A 16,443-nucleotide genomic window follows, 5' to 3' on the forward strand; every position below is an offset into this window, starting at 1 on the left:
CGTCCTACCGGAAGGCGTCCAGGCCGGTGAGCGCCTTGCCCAGCACCAGCTGGTGCATCTCCACGGTGCCCTCGTAGGTGAGCACCGACTCCAGATTCGTGGCGTGCCGCATCACCGGGTACTCCAGCGAGACCCCGTTGGCCCCCAGGATCGTGCGCGAGGTGCGGCAGATCTCGATCGCCTCCCGCACGTTGTTGAGCTTTCCGAAACTGACCTGCTCCGGGCGGATCCTGCCCGCGTCCATGCGGCGGCCCAGGTGGTGGGCGAGCAGGATGCCCTTGTGGAGCTCGAGGGCCATGTCCGCGAGCTTGGCCTGGGTGAGCTGGAATCCGCCGATCGGCCTGCCGAACTGCTCGCGGGACTTCGCGTAGTCGAGTGCCGACTCGAAGCTCGCCCGTGCGGCGCCCATGGCCCCCCACACGATGCCGTAACGGGCATGGCTGAGGCAGCTGAGCGGGCCACGCAGCCCGGTGGCGCCGGGCAGGACCGCGTCGGCGGGCAGCCGGACGCCGTCCAGGACCAGCTCACTGGTGACCGAGGCGCGCAGCGACCACTTGTGCCTGATCTCGGGCGCGGAGAAGCCGGCGCTGTCCGTCGGTACGACGAAGCCGCGGATTCCCGAGCCTCCGGTCGAGTCGTCGGTCTGCGCCCAGACGACGGCGACCCCGGCGACCGATCCGTTGGTGATCCACATCTTGCGGCCGGTGAGGACCCAGTCGTCCCCGTCCCGCCGGGCGTACGTCCGCATGCCGGCGGGGTCCGAGCCGTGGTCCGGCTCGGTGAGGCCGAAGCAGCCGATGATCTCGCCGGCCGCCATGCCGGGCAGCCAGCGCTGCTTCTGCTCCTCGGATCCGAAGCGGTGGATGGCGTACATGGCGAGGGAGCCCTGGACGGAGACCAGGGAGCGGATGCCGGAGTCGGCCGCCTCCAGCTCCAGGCACGCCAGGCCGTACTGGACGGCGCTCGCCCCGGCGCAGCCGTATCCCCGCAGGGACATGCCCAGCGCCCCGAGCGAGCCGAGCTCGCGGGCCAGCTCGCGGATGCCGGGGAGCTCGCCGTTCTCGTACCACTCGGCGATGTGCGGGAGGACCCGGTCGGCGGCCCAGCTCCGCACGGTGTCACGGATCGCGAGGTCCTCCGGGTCGAGGAGGTCGTCGATGCCCAGGGGGTCACCCGGATCGAACGGAGGGATCCTCGACGGTTCGGACGGCTTCGCGGACTCGGTGGTGGACATCGGTGCCTCCGGCGGCTCGCACGGTACAGAAACGCGCCACGGTACTAAAACTAGCAGTGGTAGTTACGGCGCCGTGCCGACGTTACGGCTCAGCGCGCGGCCCGTCCAGAGCCGGTGGCCTCGGCGGGTTCGCGCCGGGCGGGGAGAGGGACCCGGTGCCCGGGGGCCTCCGGCGGAGCGGACCGGCGGCGGGAGGAGGATCCGGCCGGGTCGGGCCCGGTGCCCTGCTCCGGCACGGCGGCCGGCTGGTCCGGGCAGGCGGCCTTGACCGGAGAACAGTCCATGACGCGCGGGAGGCGCAGTGCCGCCGCCGCCCCGAGCAGCAGCAGGCCCGCGCTGACCAGCAGGGTGATGTGCAGACCGTCCACGAAGGCGTGCCGGGCGGTGTTCCGCAGCAGCTCGCCCATGGGGCCGCCCAGCCGGCCGGCCACCTGGTAGGCCTCGCCCAGGGAGTGCGACGCGGCCGACCCGGCGGCGGCGGGCACACCCTCCTCGTGGAGCCGGGAGAGACCGGGGGCGTAGGCCGCGTTCATGACACTGCCGAGCAGCGCGATGCCCATGCCGGCGCCCAGCTGGTACGAGGTCTCCCCGATCGCCGCGGCGCCCCCGGCCCGCTCGGCGGGGACCTCGCTCAGCATCGACTCGTACGCCCCGAACAGCGTGGACTGCAGTCCGAAGCCGAGCAGCACGAACCCGGCGGTGAGGAGCACGGGCCGGTCGTGCTGGCCCATCAGCGTCAGCAGGAGGACCGAGGCCGCCGTGAGCACGAATCCCCAGGCGACCATCCGGCGGGGTCCGATACGGCTCAGGGTGGAGGAGCCGGTGGCGCCGGCGGCCATCGCGGCGAAGGTCAGCGGAAGCAGCCGCAGACCGGTCTCCAGCGGGCTCAGGTCCAGGACCAGCTGGAGGTACTGGACCGCGATCAGCTCCAGGCCGACCAGGGCCAGCATGGCCAGCACGATGCACCCGACAGCGGTGGTGAAGGCAGGCCGCGAGAACATCGCGATGTCGATCAGCGGATGTGTGCGGCGCTTCTGCCTGCGCACGAAGAGGGCCAGCAGGACGGCCCCCACGAGCAGCGGCACCAGGGTCGCGGGGTTCAGCAGACCCTCTCCCCCGCCGATCCGCTTGATCCCGAGGACGACGCCGAGAACACCGGCCGCGGCCATCAGCGCGCCGAGCACGTCCCAGGGGCCGTCGGACTCGCCGCGGGACTCCGGCAGCAGCCAGCGCCCGACCGGGAGGATGAGCGCCATGAGGGGGATGTTGATCAGGAAGACCGAGCCCCACCAGTAGTGCTCGACGAGGAAACCGCCGATGACCGGCCCGGTCGCGGCGCCGACCGCGGCGACCGCCGTCCAGATGCCGACGGCCAGGGCCCGCTCGCGGCGGTCGGGGAAGACCTGGCGGAGTATCGACAGGGTGGCCGGCATGATCATCGCGCCGCCGACACCGAGCAGCGCGCGCGCCGCGATCAGCACCCCGGGCGAGCCGGCCGTCGCGGCGAGCGCGGAGGCGATCCCGAAGAGCGCGTAGCCGAAGAGGAGGACGCGCCGCCTGCCGATCCGGTCACCGAGCGTGCCGAAGAGGATCAGCAGCGAGGCACAGACCAGTGGATAGGCGTCCACGATCCAGAGCAGGCCGACGGCGCTGGGCCGCAGGTCCTCGGTGACGGCGGGGACGGCGACGTGGAGCACCGTCGCGTCGAGCGCGACGAGCAGCAGACTGAGGCAGAGGACGACCAGGACGACCCAGCGGTTGGCACCGTCGGCTGCCGCACGCAGCCTGCTCACGGCCGTGGACGTCCCAGTCATGTACGTACCTCCCACAATGAGTCCCTCGCGCTCGGCAGACCTGCTGGGGAATCCGGCTCACGGCGTCCCCCGGGCCCGGCATCGACGGGCGAGTGAGCCGTCAGCGTACGCGAGTTCCAGGTGGTCACGCGTGGTGCAGCTCATACGTTCACGAGCCACCAGGTGTGGCGTACACCACGTGACTCCCTGTACGCGGGGTGACACCCGGACCGCCACGCCGGGGTCGCGGCGCCCGCCTCCCCACCGGCCGGAGAGTCCCCCGAATGGCCCCGCGCTTACGCGGCGAGGTCACGCCGGGCCCATTTCATCGAGGTTCAAACATTTCTGCGAATAAGGGCCGGGGCGAATAGGCGGAGGCCGGAAACCATTCCCCGGCGCTCCCCGAATGGATACCGGTCTGAGACAAAGTCCACATCACATCGTCATCACAAAGACGCGAGATCGGCCGGATCACACACTCACTCGCTGTAACGTCCATTGCGTGCGTACCGACATCTTTGCCCGTCTGGACCGGGAGCCGGAACCGCCGAAGATAGAGACCCCGCGGATGAGCCGTCACCGCATCGCTCTCTTCGGCGGGACTTTGGCGTTCTATCTCGCCATCGTCGTCGCCGTGCTGGTCTCGTCCTGGCTGGTGGCCCTCGACTGGAAGGTCATGCTGTTCCGGCCCTACCAGCAGTGGCCCGGACTCCACGCCTTCCTCGACTACTACGTCGTGCTCGGCCAGCGTGGCCCCACGGCCGTGATGGTCGCCTCCTGGCTCGGCTGGCGCTCCTGGCGCCAGCACACGCTGAGGCCCCTGCTCACGCTGGGCACCTCCCTACTGCTGCTCAACGTGACGGTGGGCGCGGTCAAGCTCGGCCTGGGGCGGCTCGGCCCGCACTACGCCACGCAGATCGGCTCGGCGGAGCTCTTCGCCGGCGGCGATATATTTCCTTCGGGACACACCGCCAACGCCGTGGTGACCTGGGGAATCCTCGCCTACCTGGCCACCACACCGCGCGCCAGGCGCTACCTGTCGGCCGTCTCGGCGTTCGTCTCCCTGGGCGTGGGACTCACCACCGTCTACATCGGCACCCACTGGCTCAGCGACGTCGTGCTGGGCTGGGCGGCCGGTCTGCTGATCCTGCTGGCCCTGCCCTGGTTCGAGCCGCTGATCACCCGGACCGAGGTCTGGGTGCTCTCGGTGCGCGAGCAGTGGCGGGCCCGACGCAGGGCCCGGGGCGCCGTCCCGGCCGCGCCCGCCGCGCAGGAGCCGGTCCTGCTCCCGCAGGCGCTGTGCGGCGGGGCGCCCGCCGGAGGCGTCCAGGGGGCGGCGAGCACGGCGCCCGCGCCCACCGCGGCTCATCCGGGTGCGGCGGGCCGGGCCAGGGCGCACCCGGTCCACCCCGTGCGTTCGGAGCGGACGCCACCGGCCCCGGCCGGCTCACGCCGTCCGCCGCACGCGGACCGCGCCCCGCGGAACAGTGCGGGGCCGTCCCGCCCGGTGGCGGGCGGTCCGGTCGCTCCCTGACCTGCTCCGACCTGCGGGGACGGCCCGCGTCCCCCGCACCCGCACACAGCGAGGGCCCCGACCCAGGTCGGGGCCCTCGTCCGTCGGGAGCGGCGTCAGCCGACCCAGCAGCGGGTCACGGTCGAGGCGTCGACCTCGAAGTTGATGCGTCCACCACGGAACTCCATGGTGATGACCGTGCCCGGCGGGAGGGCCCGGACCGTGCTCCAGCCGCGCGATCTGGCCTGCCGTTCGGCGGTGTCGGCGTCGAGGCCGATGTAGGAGTCGGTGGAGTCGTCCGGCTGGGCGGGAGGGGTCGGTACGGATGCCATACCTTCACCGTATGCCGCCTCGCGGCGCGGCGGAAGCGACCGTGGCCCGGGGTGCCGGCGGGCACCGCGTGCCTCACCTGTCACGGCTGTGTCACAGGATCACCCCGTGTGTCCACGTCGGCCCACTTCACCCGAACGGACAGTCGGGCGGGACGGAACGTAATGGAACCGGCCCCGCGAAATGCCTCCCCTGCCCCCGGCCCGAGGCGGAATTCCGGGAGGGACGGCCGACGGCGCCCCCCTTTCCCGATGTCCGCGAAAAAGGAAATACCCGGGCGCGCCACCTGGAATTCATCCGCGCTTATACCGGCCTTACTTTTCCCGCCGCCCCCGACGCCCGCACGGCATCGGCCGAAGGGCTTCCCCGGCCGCCGCACCATCCGGAATGAATCGGTCCGGCGCAGGGCGCCCGGACGGAGGGTCCGGGCGCCACCGCTCAGGACCGTCCTCCGCGGATCACCCCCGCCGCCTTGTCACGCAGCGCGTACGCCCCGTCCAGCACGCTGCCCCGGGAGCGGTGGACCGCACCGCGCAGCACGCTCCGCGCTCCCCCTCCTCCGCCCCGCGAGGCCAGCTCGGTGAAGAGCCTCTCGTGCCGCTCCGCGATCGGCGCCGGATCGAACCTCGCGGCGGAGACCCTCGCGGCGCGGCCCATCCGGTGCCGCAGGTCGTCGTCGTCGATCAGGCCGAGCAGGGCCCTGGCGAAGGCGCCGGTGTCCCCGAGCGGCACCAGTCGCCCGTCCGTGCCGTCGTCGATGATTTCGGCGGGGCCGTGGGGGCAGTCCGTCGCCACGACCGGCACCCCGCAGCGCATGGCCTCCACGATGGTCATGCCGAACGACTCCCGCTCGGAGGTGACGGCGGCGATGGAGCTCCGGGGCCACTCCGCCTCCATCGGGTCGACCGAACCCATGAGGACCACCCGCTCCCGGAGGCCGAGCTCGTCGACGAGCGCGCGCAGGGGCTGCTGCTCGTTCCCGGACGCGTCGCCCGCGCCGTAGATCCGCAGCCGCCACTCCGGGCGCACCGCCGCGACCTCGGCGAAGGCCCGGACCAGGACGTCGTACCGCTTGACCCGGTGCAGCCGGCCGGCCGCCACGATCCACTTGGCGTCGCAGTCGGCGGGCGGGCCGGCCGGCTCGGGCACGCTGTTCGGGATGGCCTCGATCCGTACGCCGGGCAGCCGCAGCCTGCCGCGGTAGTCGCGGGCGTCGGCCCCGGTCACGGTCGTGACGGCGTCGAGCAGTCTGTAGCGGTGGCTGATCTCCCTGCGCAGCCGGTAGCCGTGGCTCTCGAGGGTGAGGTGCTCCTGGCCGACGCGCACCGGACCCCGCCGCGCCTCCCGGCTGATGTGGACGTTGAGACCGGGCCGTGTGCCGACGACGACATCGGCCTCCAGCCCGCCCAGATGAGCCGCGATACGCCTGTCGGTGAGCCTGCTGTACTGCCCGTGCCGGGTGTCTCCCCGCGGGAACACCGACGCCGGCGCCTTGTGTTCGGCGGTCTCCCCCTCGTACCCCGGGCTCGACCCGCGCAGGTCGACGAGGTGCTTCATCCGTACTCCGGCGGGCGCGCCGAGCTTCGGGGCGTCGCGGTGCCGGAAGACGGAGACGATCTCGACGTCGTGCTGCTCCGCCAAGGTCCTGGCGAGCGTGAAGGTGGTACGGATCGTTCCCCCGATGCCGTACGCGTTGTGGAGCAGGAATGAAATGTGCATTACGTAGTCGTTTCCCCTGGTCGACTGGTCTGCGACGGACCTTACGTGCCGTCAGATGACGGCACGGAGTTCGCACAGGAGTCGCACAGACCTGTGACATTCGAACGAATACACGCACGTCAGAGGCCCGTGTTCGGAATATGTGACTCCGGATCACGTGTGCGATCTTCCGGCTCAACCGGTCCGCCGGCTCCGGCACTTAATCTCCGGATTCACGCGTGACCCCGGCCCCGGGTCTTCCGTTGTCTCTTCATGAGCCGGGAACCGCCCGGCCCACGCACCGAGTTCGAGGAGCCACCCGTGCCGCGCATGCTCGACGTCAGCGAGGACGTACGCGCCGAGATCGGCGATGCCGAAGCCGAACGGCTGCTCGTCGGCGACAGTGCCCCAGGCAGTTACGACTGCACCTCGTGCCGCACTCCCGGCGACTCCGACCAGGAGCGCACCAGCACGGTGCTCTTCGTGGGCGAGGAGACCGCCGTTCTCGCGTTCGCCCACGCGACCTGCATCCCCTCGCAGGTGGTCCAGGTCGCGGAGGACCAGCTCCAGGGCGCCGTGCGGTCCATCACCGGCAGCGAGCCACAGAACCCGGAGGGTCTCATGCCCGAACAGGCCGTCCTCGGCATCACCAGCGGTCTCGTCCTGATCGAGGACGACCTCCGCCCGGCCCTGGTCGTCGAACCGACGGGGCCGATCGCCCGGCCGGGCACGGACGGCAGCGGCGGGGACCAGTTCCTCCAGCTGCTGCTGGAACAGGGCTTCCTCCCCACACCCCATCTGAACCGGCTGCCGGGCGTCCTCCCCGGCTGGTCCGTGCTCCTCGCCATGGGACAGCTGCACGCCGTGCTGCAGCCCGGCGCGGGCGGCGGCAACCCGGTCGCCTGGTGGCAGGCCCACCAGCCGCTCCAGGTCACCGACGGCTGGCGGGCCGCCGCGAACAAGTCGCAGAGCGTGCTGGTCTTCGCCGCGCCCGCGGGTTCCATCGGCCAGCAGCCGCGCGAGGACCTGCTCCGCGACGCGCTGGACAAGGCCGCCGTCAACGGCCTGCTGGTCGCCGCGACGATGCCGCTGGCCGGGACCTGAGCGTGTCCGGGCAGCCCTCCCCTGCCCGCCGAACAGCGTTTTCTCCGTCCGGCCCGCATCCGACGGGCGGTGAGGTCGTTGGCACCTACGTGCACTCATATGACCCTTCTCGCCATCAGCAGACCCCGATTCCGGCCATGCGCCCGTCGCAGGAGCCCTCGGGCGGCAAGTCCCCCACCCCGATCTACGACGCCCTGTACTCCGAGTACAGGCGATCGTTCCGGGCGCTTCCCGGGGACCGCACGGGTGAGGAGAATCTCGGCTTCAGAACGTTCGGCATCGGGATGTTCGGCAGCCGTGCACCACTGAGCGGCCGTACGGCGGCGAACGCCCAGGGAAGCCACAGCGCGGGCGGGAGCAACCCGGGTTCCTGGCAGCGGGTCGGACGCCACGCCGGGCGCGCCCGGCCCGCGGCGCTGCCGCCCGGGTCCACGGACGCCTGACGCCACGGCCGTCCGACGGCACGACGAAGCCCCTGACCATCCGTTTCCGCGGCGGATGATCAGGGGCTTCGTCGTGGCGCTACCTCACTTCTTGCGGCCGCGCTTCTCGCGCACCCGCACCGAGATGTGCAGCGGCGTGCCCTCGAAGCCGAACTCCTCGCGCAGACGGCGTTCCACGAAGCGGCGGTAGCCGTGCTCCAGGAAGCCGGACGAGAAGAGCACGAACCGGGGCGGCTTGGTGCCCGCCTGGGTGCCGAAGAGGATGCGGGGCTGCTTGCCGCCGCGCACCGGGTGCGGGTGGGAGGCGACGATCTCACCGAGGAAGGCGTTCAGCCTGCCGGTGGGGACACGGGTCTCCCAGCCCTCGATCGCGGTCTCGATCGCCGGGACCAGCTTCTCCATGTGGCGGCCCGTGACGGCCGAGACGTTGACGCGGGGCGCCCAGGCGACCTGCGCGAGCTCCGTCTCGATCTCGCGCTCCAGGTAGTAGCGGCGCTCCTCGTCGAGGGTGTCCCACTTGTTGAAGGCGAGCACGATCGCGCGGCCGGCCTCCACCGCCATGGTGACGATCCGCTGGTCCTGGACGCTGATGGACTCGCTCGAGTCGATCAGGATGACGGCGACCTCGGCCTTCTCCACGGCGGCCGCGGTGCGCAGCGAGGCGTAGTAGTCCGCGCCCTCCTGGAGGTGGACCTTGCGGCGGATGCCGGCCGTGTCGATGAACTTCCAGGTGATGCCGCCGAGCTCGATCAGCTCGTCGACCGGGTCGCGCGTGGTGCCGGCGAGCGAGTTGACGACGACGCGGTCCTCGTTGGCCACCTTGTTGAGGAGCGAGGACTTGCCGACGTTGGGACGGCCGATGAGCGCGATGCGGCGCGGGCCGCCGAGCGCGGCGCCGAAGGACTGGGCCGGGGCCTCGGGCAGGGCCTCCAGGACGGCGTCCAGCATGTCGCCGGTGCCTCGGCCGTGTAGGGAGGAGACCGGGTGCGGCTCGCCGAGGCCCAGCGACCAGAGCGCGGTGGCGTCGGCCTCGCCGCTCTGTCCGTCGACCTTGTTGGCGCAGAGGACCACGGGCTTGCCGGCGCGGCGCAGCAGCTTCACGACGGCCTCGTCGGTGTCGGTGGCGCCGACGGTGGCGTCGACCACGAAGACGACCGCGTCGGCCGTCTCGATGGCGTACTCGGCCTGGGCGGCGACGGAGGCGTCGAGGCCCAGTACGTCCTGCTCCCAGCCACCGGTGTCGACGACCTTGAAGCGGCGGCCGGCCCACTCGGCCTCGTAGCTGACGCGGTCACGGGTGACACCGGGCTTGTCCTGGACGACGGCCTCGCGGCGGCCGATGATCCGGTTCACCAGGGTCGACTTGCCGACGTTCGGGCGGCCGACGACGGCGAGCGCGGGAAGCGGCCCGTGACCGGCCTCACCGATCGCGCCCTCGACGTCCTCGGGGTCGAACCCCTCCTGCGCGGCGAGCTCCATGAACTCCGCGTACTCGGCATCGCCAAGTGCTCCGTGCTCGTGGTCCGAGCCGCCGGAGTGAATCTGGTCGTTCATGAAGTCCGTTCCTCTTTGCATCATCATCGATGGGCCACGATCGCGCGGCCCACTACTCAAGTCTTAACAGGGCGCCCGGTGAGGCGCCTGGCGTTTTCCAGGTGTGCGGTCAGCTCGGCCTGGATCCGCAGTGTCGCCTCGTCCAGCGCCTTCCTGGTGCGCCGCCCGCTGCCGTCACCGGCCTGGAAGGCGTCACCGAAGACGACGTCGACCCGGCTGCGCAGCGGAGGCAGCGCCCGTACCAACCGTCCACGGCGCTCCGTGCTTCCCAGGACCGCGACGGGGACGATGGGCGCCCCGCCGCGCACCGCGAAGTACGCGAGCCCCGCACGCAGGGAGGCGAAGTCGCCTTCGCCCCTGGTGCCCTCGGGGAAGATCCCGAGGACGCCGCCGTCGTCCAGCACGCCGAGTGCCTGCGTGATGGCGGTGCGGTCGACGGTCGTGCGGTCCACCTTCAGCTGACCGATTCCGCGCAGGAACGGGTCGAGGGGGCCGACGAACGCCTCCTTCTTGATCAGGAAGTGGACGGGCCGGGGCGCGGTGCCCATCAGCATCGGTCCGTCGAGATTGTGCGCGTGGTTCACCGCGAGTATGACGGGTCCCGTGGTGGGGACCCGCCACGCGCCGAGCACGCGGGGCCTGAAGAGCCCGTACATGAGCCCGATGCCGATCCCGCGCCCGACGGCCGCACCGCGCAACGTCGGCGCGGCAGTGGCTTCGGTCACTTCGCGGCCTGCTTCTCCCCGACGAGGGTGACGACGCACTCGATGACCTGCGTGAGGGTCAGGTCGGTGGTGTCCACCTCGACGGCGTCGCCGGCCTTGGCCAGCGGCGAGGTCTTGCGGCCGGAGTCGGCGGCGTCCCGCTTGACCAGCGCCTCCTGGGTGGCCGCCAGGTCGGAACCCTTGAGCTCACCGCTGCGGCGGGCGGCGCGCGCCTCGGGGGACGCGGTCAGGAAGATCTTGATGTCGGCGTCGGGCAGCACGGTCGTGCCGATGTCACGGCCCTCGACGACGATGCCCCGCTCGGCCTCGGCGGCGATGGTGCGCTGCAGCTCGGTGATCAGGGTGCGCACCTCGGGCACGGCGCTGACCGCGCTGACCTTGGAGGTGACCTCCTGGGTGCGGATCGGGCCCGAGGCGTCCTCGCCGTCGACGGTGATCGTCGGAGCGGACGGGTCCGTCCCGGAGACGATGACCGGCTTGGCGGCGGCCGTGGCGATCTCGGCCGCGTCCGTCACGTCGATGCCGTTGTTCAGCATCCACCACGTGATCGCCCGGTACTGGGCGCCCGTGTCCAGGTAGCTCAGGCCGAGCTGGGCGGCGACGGCCTTGGAGGTGCTCGACTTGCCGGTGCCGGAGGGGCCGTCGATGGCGACGATCACTGCGGCCGGGGCGGTCCGGGCGGCGGCGCTTACGGTTTCCACGGTGGTGGACACCTTCCTGGTACGCGGGGGTGGGTGGAGCATGGCAGGGCAGACTGGGGGCGGCCTCCCTCAAGGTTACCGAGTGCCGGAAGCGCGTTTGTACCCCTGTCTCCGGGACGGTCCTCAGTGCCGGATCGACCAGCCGCGCTCGCTGAGGGCGGTGCTCAGCGCGGGTGCGGCGCTCGGCTCGACCATCAGCTGGACGAGTCCGGCCTGCTGACCGGTGGCGTGCTCGATGCGGACGTCCTCGATGTTGACGCCGGCCTTCCCCGCGTCGGCGAAGATCGCGGCCAGTTCGCCCGGCCGGTCGCTGATGAGCACGGCGACGACCTCGTACGACGCCGGGGCGGCCCCGTGCTTGCCGGGGACCCTGACGCGGCCCGCGTTGCCCCGGCGCAGGACGTCCTCGATGCCCTCGGTGCCCGTGCGGCGCTCGTCCTCGTCGGCGGACTGGAGGCCGCGCAGCGCCCGGACCGTCTCGTCCAGGTCGGTGGCGACGCCCGCCAGCACGTCGGCCACCGGGCCGGGGTTGGCGGAGAGGATCTCCACCCACATCCGGGGGTCGGAGGCCGCGATGCGCGTGACGTCCCTGATCCCCTGGCCGCACAGGCGTACGGCGGTCTCGTCGGCCTCCTCCAGCCGGGCGGCGACCATCGAGGAGATCAGCTGCGGGGTGTGCGAGACCAGGGCCACGGCACGGTCGTGGGCGTCGGCGTCCATGACCACCGGGACGGCCCGGCAGAGCGCGACCAGTTCCAGGGCGAGGTTGAGGACCTCGGTGTCGGTCTCCCGGGTCGGGGTGAGGACCCAGGGGCGGCCCTCGAAGAGGTCGGCGGTGGCCGCGAGGGGCCCGGAGCGCTCCTTGCCGGCCATGGGGTGGGTGCCGATGTACGGCGTGAGGTCGACGCCGAGTGCCTCCAGCTCGCGGCGCGGGCCGCCCTTGACGCTGGCGACGTCGAGGTAGGCGCGGGCGATCCCGTCCCGCATGGCCGTGGCGAGCACGGAGGCGGTGTGGGCGGGCGGTACGGCGACGATCGCCAGGTCGACGGGGCCGTCGGGCGCCTCGTCCGTCGTACCGGCGCCGAGCGCGGCGGCGGTCTGCGCCGAGGACGCGTCACGGTCGGCCAGGTACACCTGGATGCCGCGCCCCGCGAGGGCGAGGGCCGCCGAGGTGCCGACCAGGCCCGTTCCGATGACGAGGGCTGTTCTCACTGGGCGATGTCCTTGCGGAGGGCGCCGGTGGCGCCGAGATAGACGTGGCCGATCTCGGCCTTGGAGAGATACGTCTCCACGTGGGCGAGTATGCGGACGACACGGGGCATGGCCCCGTCGATGTCCAGTTCCTGGGCGCAGATCAGCGGTACGTCGACGATGCCGAGCCCGCGGGCGGCGGCTGCCGGGAAATCGCTGTGCAGGTCGGGGGTGGCGGTGAACCAGACGCTGATCAGGTCGTCGGCGACGAGCTGGTTGCGCTCCAGCACAGCGGTGAGGAGCTCGCTCACCCGCTCGTCCATGTGAGCGGCTTCGTCCCGCTCCAGCTGGACGGCTCCACGGACTGCTCGTACCGCCACGTCGTACCTCTCGTCGCCTCGTTCTGTGTGCCCTTTCAGCCTAGAGGGGTGACGGGTGGGCCGGTCACCGGTGCCCTGTCCGTGAGACGCGGGCCGGGACGCCCGACCCGGGTGGGCCGCGCGACGGGACGCCGCTCCGCGGCCCACCCGGTCGGGCGCATCCACCGCCGGGTTGCCGGGCCCGGACGCCGGGCGGGGTGACGATGCCTGTCATCGGTCCCTGCACGACCACCCCGCGAGGAGAAGCATGAACGCACGGCGAAGGACGGTCCTGACCGCGGGAGCGGCGGCGCTGGTGACCGGCTGCGGCTCGTCCGGCGACGGGGGCGGCGGCGAGGAGAGCTCCTCTGCCGCCTCCGGGGACGCCAGTCCCCCGTCCGCCTCCGGGGACGCGGAGCTGACGACGGCCTCCCAGATCCCGGCGGGGGGCGGGAAGATCTTCAAGGACCGCAAGGTCGTGGTGACCCAGCCGGTCGCCGGGGAGTTCAAGGCCTTCTCCGCGGTGTGCACCCATGCGGGCTGCATCGTCTCCTCGGTCACCGACGGCACCATCGACTGCGCCTGCCACGGCAGCCGGTTCAGCATCGAGGACGGGGCCGTCGAGCAGGGCCCGGCCACGCGCGCCCTGCCGGCCGAACGGATCACCGTCGAGGGCGACAGCATCCGGCTGGGGCAGGGCGCGTAGCCTCGCGCGCATGATCACCCCTGATGGCGCGCGGCTCGTGCGGGAGCACACCGTCTACGCGTGTGTGATGGGCTCCCGCGCGTTCGGACTGGCCACCGAGGACAGCGACACCGACCGGCGCGGGGTGTTCCTCGCGCCGACCCCGCTGTTCTGGGGCTTCACGAAGCCGCCCTCCCATGTCGAGGGGCCGGCCGACGAGCAGTTCTCCTGGGAGCTGGAGCGCTTCTGCGAGCTGGCGCTGCGGGCCAACCCCAATGTGCTGGAGTGCCTGCACTCCCCGCTCGTGGAGCGGATCGACGCCACGGGCGAGGAGCTCCTCGGGCTCCGCGACGCCTTCCTGTCCCGGCAGGCCCACGGGACGTTCGCGCGCTACGCGCTGGGCCAGCGCCGGAAGCTGGAGGCCGATGTCCGCGTGCACGGCGCTCCACGCTGGAAGCACGCCATGCATCTGTTGCGGCTGCTGGCGTCGAGCCGGGAGCTGCTGCGGACGGGTGAGCTGCGGATCGGGGTGGGGGACGCGCGCGAGGACCTGCTGGCGGTGAAGCGGGGCGAGGTCCCGTGGGCCGAGGTGGCGCGCCGGATGGCGCGCCTGGCCGACGAGAACGACGAGGCGGCCTCCCGTTCCCCGCTCCCGCCGGAGCCGGACCGGGAGCGGGTGGAGGCGTTCCTGGTCCGGGCCCGGCGGGCGTCGGCGGGCGGGTGACTCAGGGGGCGTCCGCGGGGCGGCGGGCCACCCAGAGCTGACGGGTGGACCGTACGACCAGGTCCTCGCGGTGGCGCACGTCGCCCGGGCCGCCGTCGAGCAGGGTGGAGAGGGCGTCGAGGTCCGCGGGGTCGGCCCGGCCTTCGAGGGCGCCGCGGATGCGGCCGAGCACGAGGTGGGCGTACGTGCCGGCTTGGGCCGGCAGCGGGGCCCGCAGCTCCAGCGGCTCCGTGTGCTCCTGCTCGACGGTGAGTCCCGCCTCGGCCAGCAGGGTGCCCCAGTCGGCGCCCATGTGCGGCACCTGCTCGGCGTCGACCGCGCCGAGGGCCTCGCGGCAGCGCGCCTCCAGGCCGGGGCGGCCCACGACGGCGTCCTCCGGGAGGAAGCGCGGCATCCCGTCCATCTCCGCGACGGCGACGATTCCGCCGGGACGCAGTGCGGCGCGGACCCCGGCGAGGGCGGCGGCCGGGTCGTCGACGTGGTGCAGGGAGGCCGAGGCCCAGACGAGGTCGGCGTCCGTGATGCCGGCGAGCCCGGTGCCCGCGTCCGTCTCCAGGGTGCGCACCCGGTCGCCCAGGCCCTTCGCCCGGGCCCTCTCGGTGAGCAGGGCGAGCATCGCGGGAGAGCTGTCGACGGCGGTCACCCGCGCGTCGGGGAAACGTTCCAGCAGGGCGAACGTGCCGGTCCCGGTGCCCGCCCCGAGGTCGACGACGTGCGAGACCCGGTCGCGGGCGAGCTCGGCGATCCCGCTGGTCACCGCGGTGAGGTACGGGGCGAAGATCTCGGCGTCGAGGTCGAGCACGGCGACGAGGAGGGCGTCGTCCTGAGCGGTGTGCGCGTGGCCGTGCCCGTGACCGCCTCCGTGGCCGGGGTGGTCGCCGTGGCCGTGGTGGTGGGCGGGGCCGTGCGGCTCCGGGGCGTGGGATGTCGAACGTGTCATGGGACCGAGCCTACGAGGATTTGCGCGCAGCGCATACGCTCTTGCCCATGACGCAAGAAGGCAGTGATCTCGACGGCCTCGTACGCAAACGGGTCCGGGCTCTGCGGGCGGCGCACGGCTGGTCGCTCGACGACCTCGCCGCCCGCTGCCACCTCAGCCCCTCCACGCTCAGCCGGATCGAGACGGGGCACCGCAGGATCGCGCTCGACCAGCTCACCGCGCTCGCCCGGGCGCTGGGCACCTCGCTCGACCAGCTCGTCGAGACGGCCGCGGACGACGTCGTCATCAACCCCTCGCACAATCCGGCGCGGGGGCTGACCCAGTGGCCGATGCGCGGTGATCCGGGCGTCACCGTCGCCCGGATGCGGCTGACCGATCCCCCGCCCGAGGGCCCTGCGGCGCTGAAGGCGCACCCCGGCCGCGAGTGGTTCACGGTGCTGTCCGGCACGGTCATGCTGGTCCTGGGCGACCGGAGGCTGCGCCTGGTGGAGGGGCAGGCCGCCGAGTTCAGCACGATGCTCCCGCACGCGCTGGGCGCCGTCGGCGGCCCGGCCGACGTCCTCGGCATCTTCGACCGGGACGGCCGCCGCTCCCATCTGCGCGAGGACTCCTGAGAGAGCGGCCGCAGGATGCCGGAACCGTCCGGCCCTCAGGGAATCAGGACGGACTCCTCACCCAGCCGCACGCGTACGACCAGCTCGTGCAGCGCGTCGAAGCCCGAGGGTGACTCCGCGAGCCCCGACCGGGCCTGCGCGTCGTCGAGGACGGCGTGGAGCGCCTCGACGTCGCGCGCGGCCGACGGCCGGTCCACCGTCGACGCGGGCCCGTGCTCGGCGCCGGCCTTCGCCTCGATCAGCGCGGGCAGGTAGGGCGGCCCGGTCACCTCGTCCAGCAGGGTCGGCAGGTGGGCCACCAGCCTGCCGGTCCGCATCAGGTGGATGCCGGTGAGCAGCGCGCGGAACGTGTAGAGGAGCGGCTTCAGCTCGCCGGACCTCTCGAACAGACGCCACTGCGTGCCGGCGAACCCCCGGTAGTGGTGGGCGTGGTTGCGGGTCACCACCAGCGGGGCCAGGGAGGCGAGTTCCGCGTGGAGGGGCGTGGTGTGCACCACCAGCGGTGAGAGCAGCTGCTCCAGTACGTAGCCGTTGGGCTTCAGCATGAGCCGGACGAACTTACGGAGGTCGTGGGTGACGAGGTCCATCTCGGTCCCGTCGTGGTCCCACATCCGCGAGCGCGTCTCCTCCGGCTCCCGGAGGCCGACGAGATCCTCCGCGGGCAGGACGTGGACCCCCCGCAGGTCCACGTCCGAGTCCCGTGAGGGGAAGCCGTACAGGTGGGCGCCCGAGACCGTGGCGAACAGGAGCGGGCAGGGCTCGTCGGCGAGTACCGGGGCCAGATCGGTGACCGGCAGCCCGGCCCGTCGCAGGAGCGTCGTGTCGCTGTGCATGG

17 protein-coding genes are annotated in these 16,443 nt (G+C 72.5%); 6 read left to right on the forward strand and 11 right to left on the reverse strand.

Annotated features, from left to right (window positions below; all coding sequences use genetic code 11):
- Positions 1-4: 4 nt before the first annotated feature.
- Both OG488_RS07915 and OG488_RS07920 read right to left on the reverse strand, forming a co-directional pair.
- Entirely contained in the window at positions 5-1,234 is a 1,230-nt protein-coding gene (locus tag OG488_RS07915) for an acyl-CoA dehydrogenase family protein (protein ID WP_329227211.1), read from the reverse strand.
- An 89-nt stretch (positions 1,235-1,323) separates the two neighbouring features.
- Positions 1,324-3,048 (reverse strand): MFS transporter, encoded by a 1,725-nt coding sequence (locus OG488_RS07920; protein WP_329227213.1) that lies wholly within the window; start codon positions 3,046-3,048, stop codon positions 1,324-1,326.
- 481 nt (positions 3,049-3,529) lie between these two features.
- Here OG488_RS07920 and OG488_RS07925 point away from each other — a divergent pair, with 481 nt between their 5' ends.
- Positions 3,530-4,561, forward strand: coding sequence for a phosphatase PAP2 family protein (locus tag OG488_RS07925; protein WP_329227215.1), 1,032 nt, complete (start codon positions 3,530-3,532; stop codon positions 4,559-4,561).
- A gap of 95 nt (positions 4,562-4,656) precedes the next feature.
- Here the strand turns inward: OG488_RS07925 and OG488_RS07930 are convergent, their stop codons facing one another.
- Both OG488_RS07930 and OG488_RS07935 read right to left on the reverse strand, forming a co-directional pair.
- Complete coding sequence (locus tag OG488_RS07930; protein WP_329227217.1) at positions 4,657-4,872, reverse strand: I78 family peptidase inhibitor; 216 nt, start codon at positions 4,870-4,872, stop codon at positions 4,657-4,659.
- A 436-nt stretch (positions 4,873-5,308) separates the two neighbouring features.
- A complete protein-coding gene (locus tag OG488_RS07935) occupies positions 5,309-6,589 on the reverse strand; it encodes a glycosyltransferase (protein ID WP_329227219.1) in 1,281 nt (426 codons plus the stop codon).
- 300 nt (positions 6,590-6,889) lie between these two features.
- On the opposite strand from OG488_RS07935, the gene OG488_RS07940 reads away from it, so the two are divergent.
- Both OG488_RS07940 and OG488_RS07945 read left to right on the forward strand, forming a co-directional pair.
- A complete protein-coding gene (locus OG488_RS07940) occupies positions 6,890-7,672 on the forward strand; it encodes a hypothetical protein (protein WP_329227221.1) in 783 nt (260 codons plus the stop codon).
- 137 nt (positions 7,673-7,809) lie between these two features.
- A complete protein-coding gene (locus OG488_RS07945) occupies positions 7,810-8,115 on the forward strand; it encodes a hypothetical protein (RefSeq protein ID WP_329227223.1) in 306 nt (101 codons plus the stop codon).
- An 84-nt stretch (positions 8,116-8,199) separates the two neighbouring features.
- Here OG488_RS07945 and der read toward each other — a convergent pair whose 3' ends face one another.
- From der to aroH, 5 genes are all read right to left on the reverse strand, one after another.
- Positions 8,200-9,669: a ribosome biogenesis GTPase Der gene (der, locus tag OG488_RS07950; RefSeq protein ID WP_329227225.1), complete on the reverse strand. Its 1,470-nt coding sequence runs from the start codon at positions 9,667-9,669 to the stop codon at positions 8,200-8,202.
- Between the two features lie 56 nt (positions 9,670-9,725).
- Positions 9,726-10,394: a lysophospholipid acyltransferase family protein gene (locus OG488_RS07955; protein ID WP_329227228.1), complete on the reverse strand. Its 669-nt coding sequence runs from the start codon at positions 10,392-10,394 to the stop codon at positions 9,726-9,728.
- A complete protein-coding gene (gene cmk, locus OG488_RS07960) occupies positions 10,391-11,107 on the reverse strand; it encodes a (d)CMP kinase (protein WP_329238502.1) in 717 nt (238 codons plus the stop codon). The genes OG488_RS07955 and cmk overlap by 4 nt, the downstream gene beginning before the upstream one ends.
- A gap of 111 nt (positions 11,108-11,218) precedes the next feature.
- Positions 11,219-12,307, reverse strand: a complete 1,089-nt coding sequence (locus OG488_RS07965) for a prephenate dehydrogenase (protein ID WP_329227230.1) — start codon at positions 12,305-12,307, stop codon at positions 11,219-11,221.
- Positions 12,304-12,666 (reverse strand): chorismate mutase, encoded by a 363-nt coding sequence (gene aroH / locus OG488_RS07970; protein WP_329227232.1) that lies wholly within the window; start codon positions 12,664-12,666, stop codon positions 12,304-12,306. The genes OG488_RS07965 and aroH overlap by 4 nt, the downstream gene beginning before the upstream one ends.
- Positions 12,667-12,913: 247 nt before the next feature.
- Here aroH and OG488_RS07975 point away from each other — a divergent pair, with 247 nt between their 5' ends.
- Together OG488_RS07975 and OG488_RS07980 are read left to right on the forward strand one after the other, a co-directional pair.
- Positions 12,914-13,351 carry a Rieske (2Fe-2S) protein gene (locus OG488_RS07975; RefSeq protein WP_329227234.1) on the forward strand — a complete coding sequence of 146 codons (438 nt, stop codon included), beginning with the start codon at positions 12,914-12,916 and terminating at the stop codon, positions 13,349-13,351.
- Positions 13,352-13,361: 10 nt separating this feature from the next.
- Positions 13,362-14,054, forward strand: coding sequence for a nucleotidyltransferase domain-containing protein (locus OG488_RS07980; protein WP_329227236.1), 693 nt, complete (start codon positions 13,362-13,364; stop codon positions 14,052-14,054).
- Position 14,055: 1 nt separating this feature from the next.
- Here the strand turns inward: OG488_RS07980 and OG488_RS07985 are convergent, their stop codons facing one another.
- The gene (locus OG488_RS07985) at positions 14,056-14,994 is read right to left on the reverse strand and encodes a class I SAM-dependent methyltransferase (protein ID WP_329227238.1); all 939 of its coding nucleotides are present in this window, start codon (positions 14,992-14,994) and stop codon (positions 14,056-14,058) included.
- A 47-nt stretch (positions 14,995-15,041) separates the two neighbouring features.
- On the opposite strand from OG488_RS07985, the gene OG488_RS07990 reads away from it, so the two are divergent.
- Complete coding sequence (locus OG488_RS07990) at positions 15,042-15,608, forward strand: helix-turn-helix domain-containing protein (RefSeq protein ID WP_329227240.1); 567 nt, start codon at positions 15,042-15,044, stop codon at positions 15,606-15,608.
- 35 nt (positions 15,609-15,643) lie between these two features.
- On the opposite strand, the gene OG488_RS07995 is transcribed toward OG488_RS07990, so the two are convergent.
- Complete coding sequence (locus tag OG488_RS07995; RefSeq protein ID WP_329227242.1) at positions 15,644-16,441, reverse strand: nucleotidyltransferase domain-containing protein; 798 nt, start codon at positions 16,439-16,441, stop codon at positions 15,644-15,646.
- Positions 16,442-16,443 lie beyond the last annotated feature (2 nt).

This window comes from Streptomyces sp. NBC_01460 (genome assembly GCF_036227405.1).
Lineage (GTDB): Bacteria > Actinomycetota > Actinomycetes > Streptomycetales > Streptomycetaceae > Streptomyces.

What these genes read in the sequence shown, in the direction of transcription:
- OG488_RS07915 (WP_329227211.1), bottom strand. Translation starts at nt 1,234, where the DNA reads ATGTCCACCACCGAGTCCGCGAAGCCGTCCGAACCGTCGAGGATCCCT.
- OG488_RS07920 (WP_329227213.1), bottom strand. Translation starts at nt 3,048, where the DNA reads ATGACTGGGACGTCCACGGCCGTGAGCAGGCTGCGTGCGGCAGCCGAC.
- OG488_RS07930 (WP_329227217.1), bottom strand. Translation starts at nt 4,872, where the DNA reads ATGGCATCCGTACCGACCCCTCCCGCCCAGCCGGACGACTCCACCGAC.
- OG488_RS07935 (WP_329227219.1), bottom strand. Translation starts at nt 6,589, where the DNA reads ATGCACATTTCATTCCTGCTCCACAACGCGTACGGCATCGGGGGAACG.
- OG488_RS07945 (WP_329227223.1), top strand. Translation starts at nt 7,810, where the DNA reads ATGCGCCCGTCGCAGGAGCCCTCGGGCGGCAAGTCCCCCACCCCGATC.
- der (WP_329227225.1), bottom strand. Translation starts at nt 9,669, where the DNA reads ATGAACGACCAGATTCACTCCGGCGGCTCGGACCACGAGCACGGAGCA.
- OG488_RS07975 (WP_329227234.1), top strand. Translation starts at nt 12,914, where the DNA reads ATGAACGCACGGCGAAGGACGGTCCTGACCGCGGGAGCGGCGGCGCTG.
- OG488_RS07980 (WP_329227236.1), top strand. Translation starts at nt 13,362, where the DNA reads ATGATCACCCCTGATGGCGCGCGGCTCGTGCGGGAGCACACCGTCTAC.
- OG488_RS07985 (WP_329227238.1), bottom strand. Translation starts at nt 14,994, where the DNA reads ATGACACGTTCGACATCCCACGCCCCGGAGCCGCACGGCCCCGCCCAC.
- OG488_RS07990 (WP_329227240.1), top strand. Translation starts at nt 15,042, where the DNA reads ATGACGCAAGAAGGCAGTGATCTCGACGGCCTCGTACGCAAACGGGTC.
- OG488_RS07995 (WP_329227242.1), bottom strand. Translation starts at nt 16,441, where the DNA reads ATGCACAGCGACACGACGCTCCTGCGACGGGCCGGGCTGCCGGTCACC.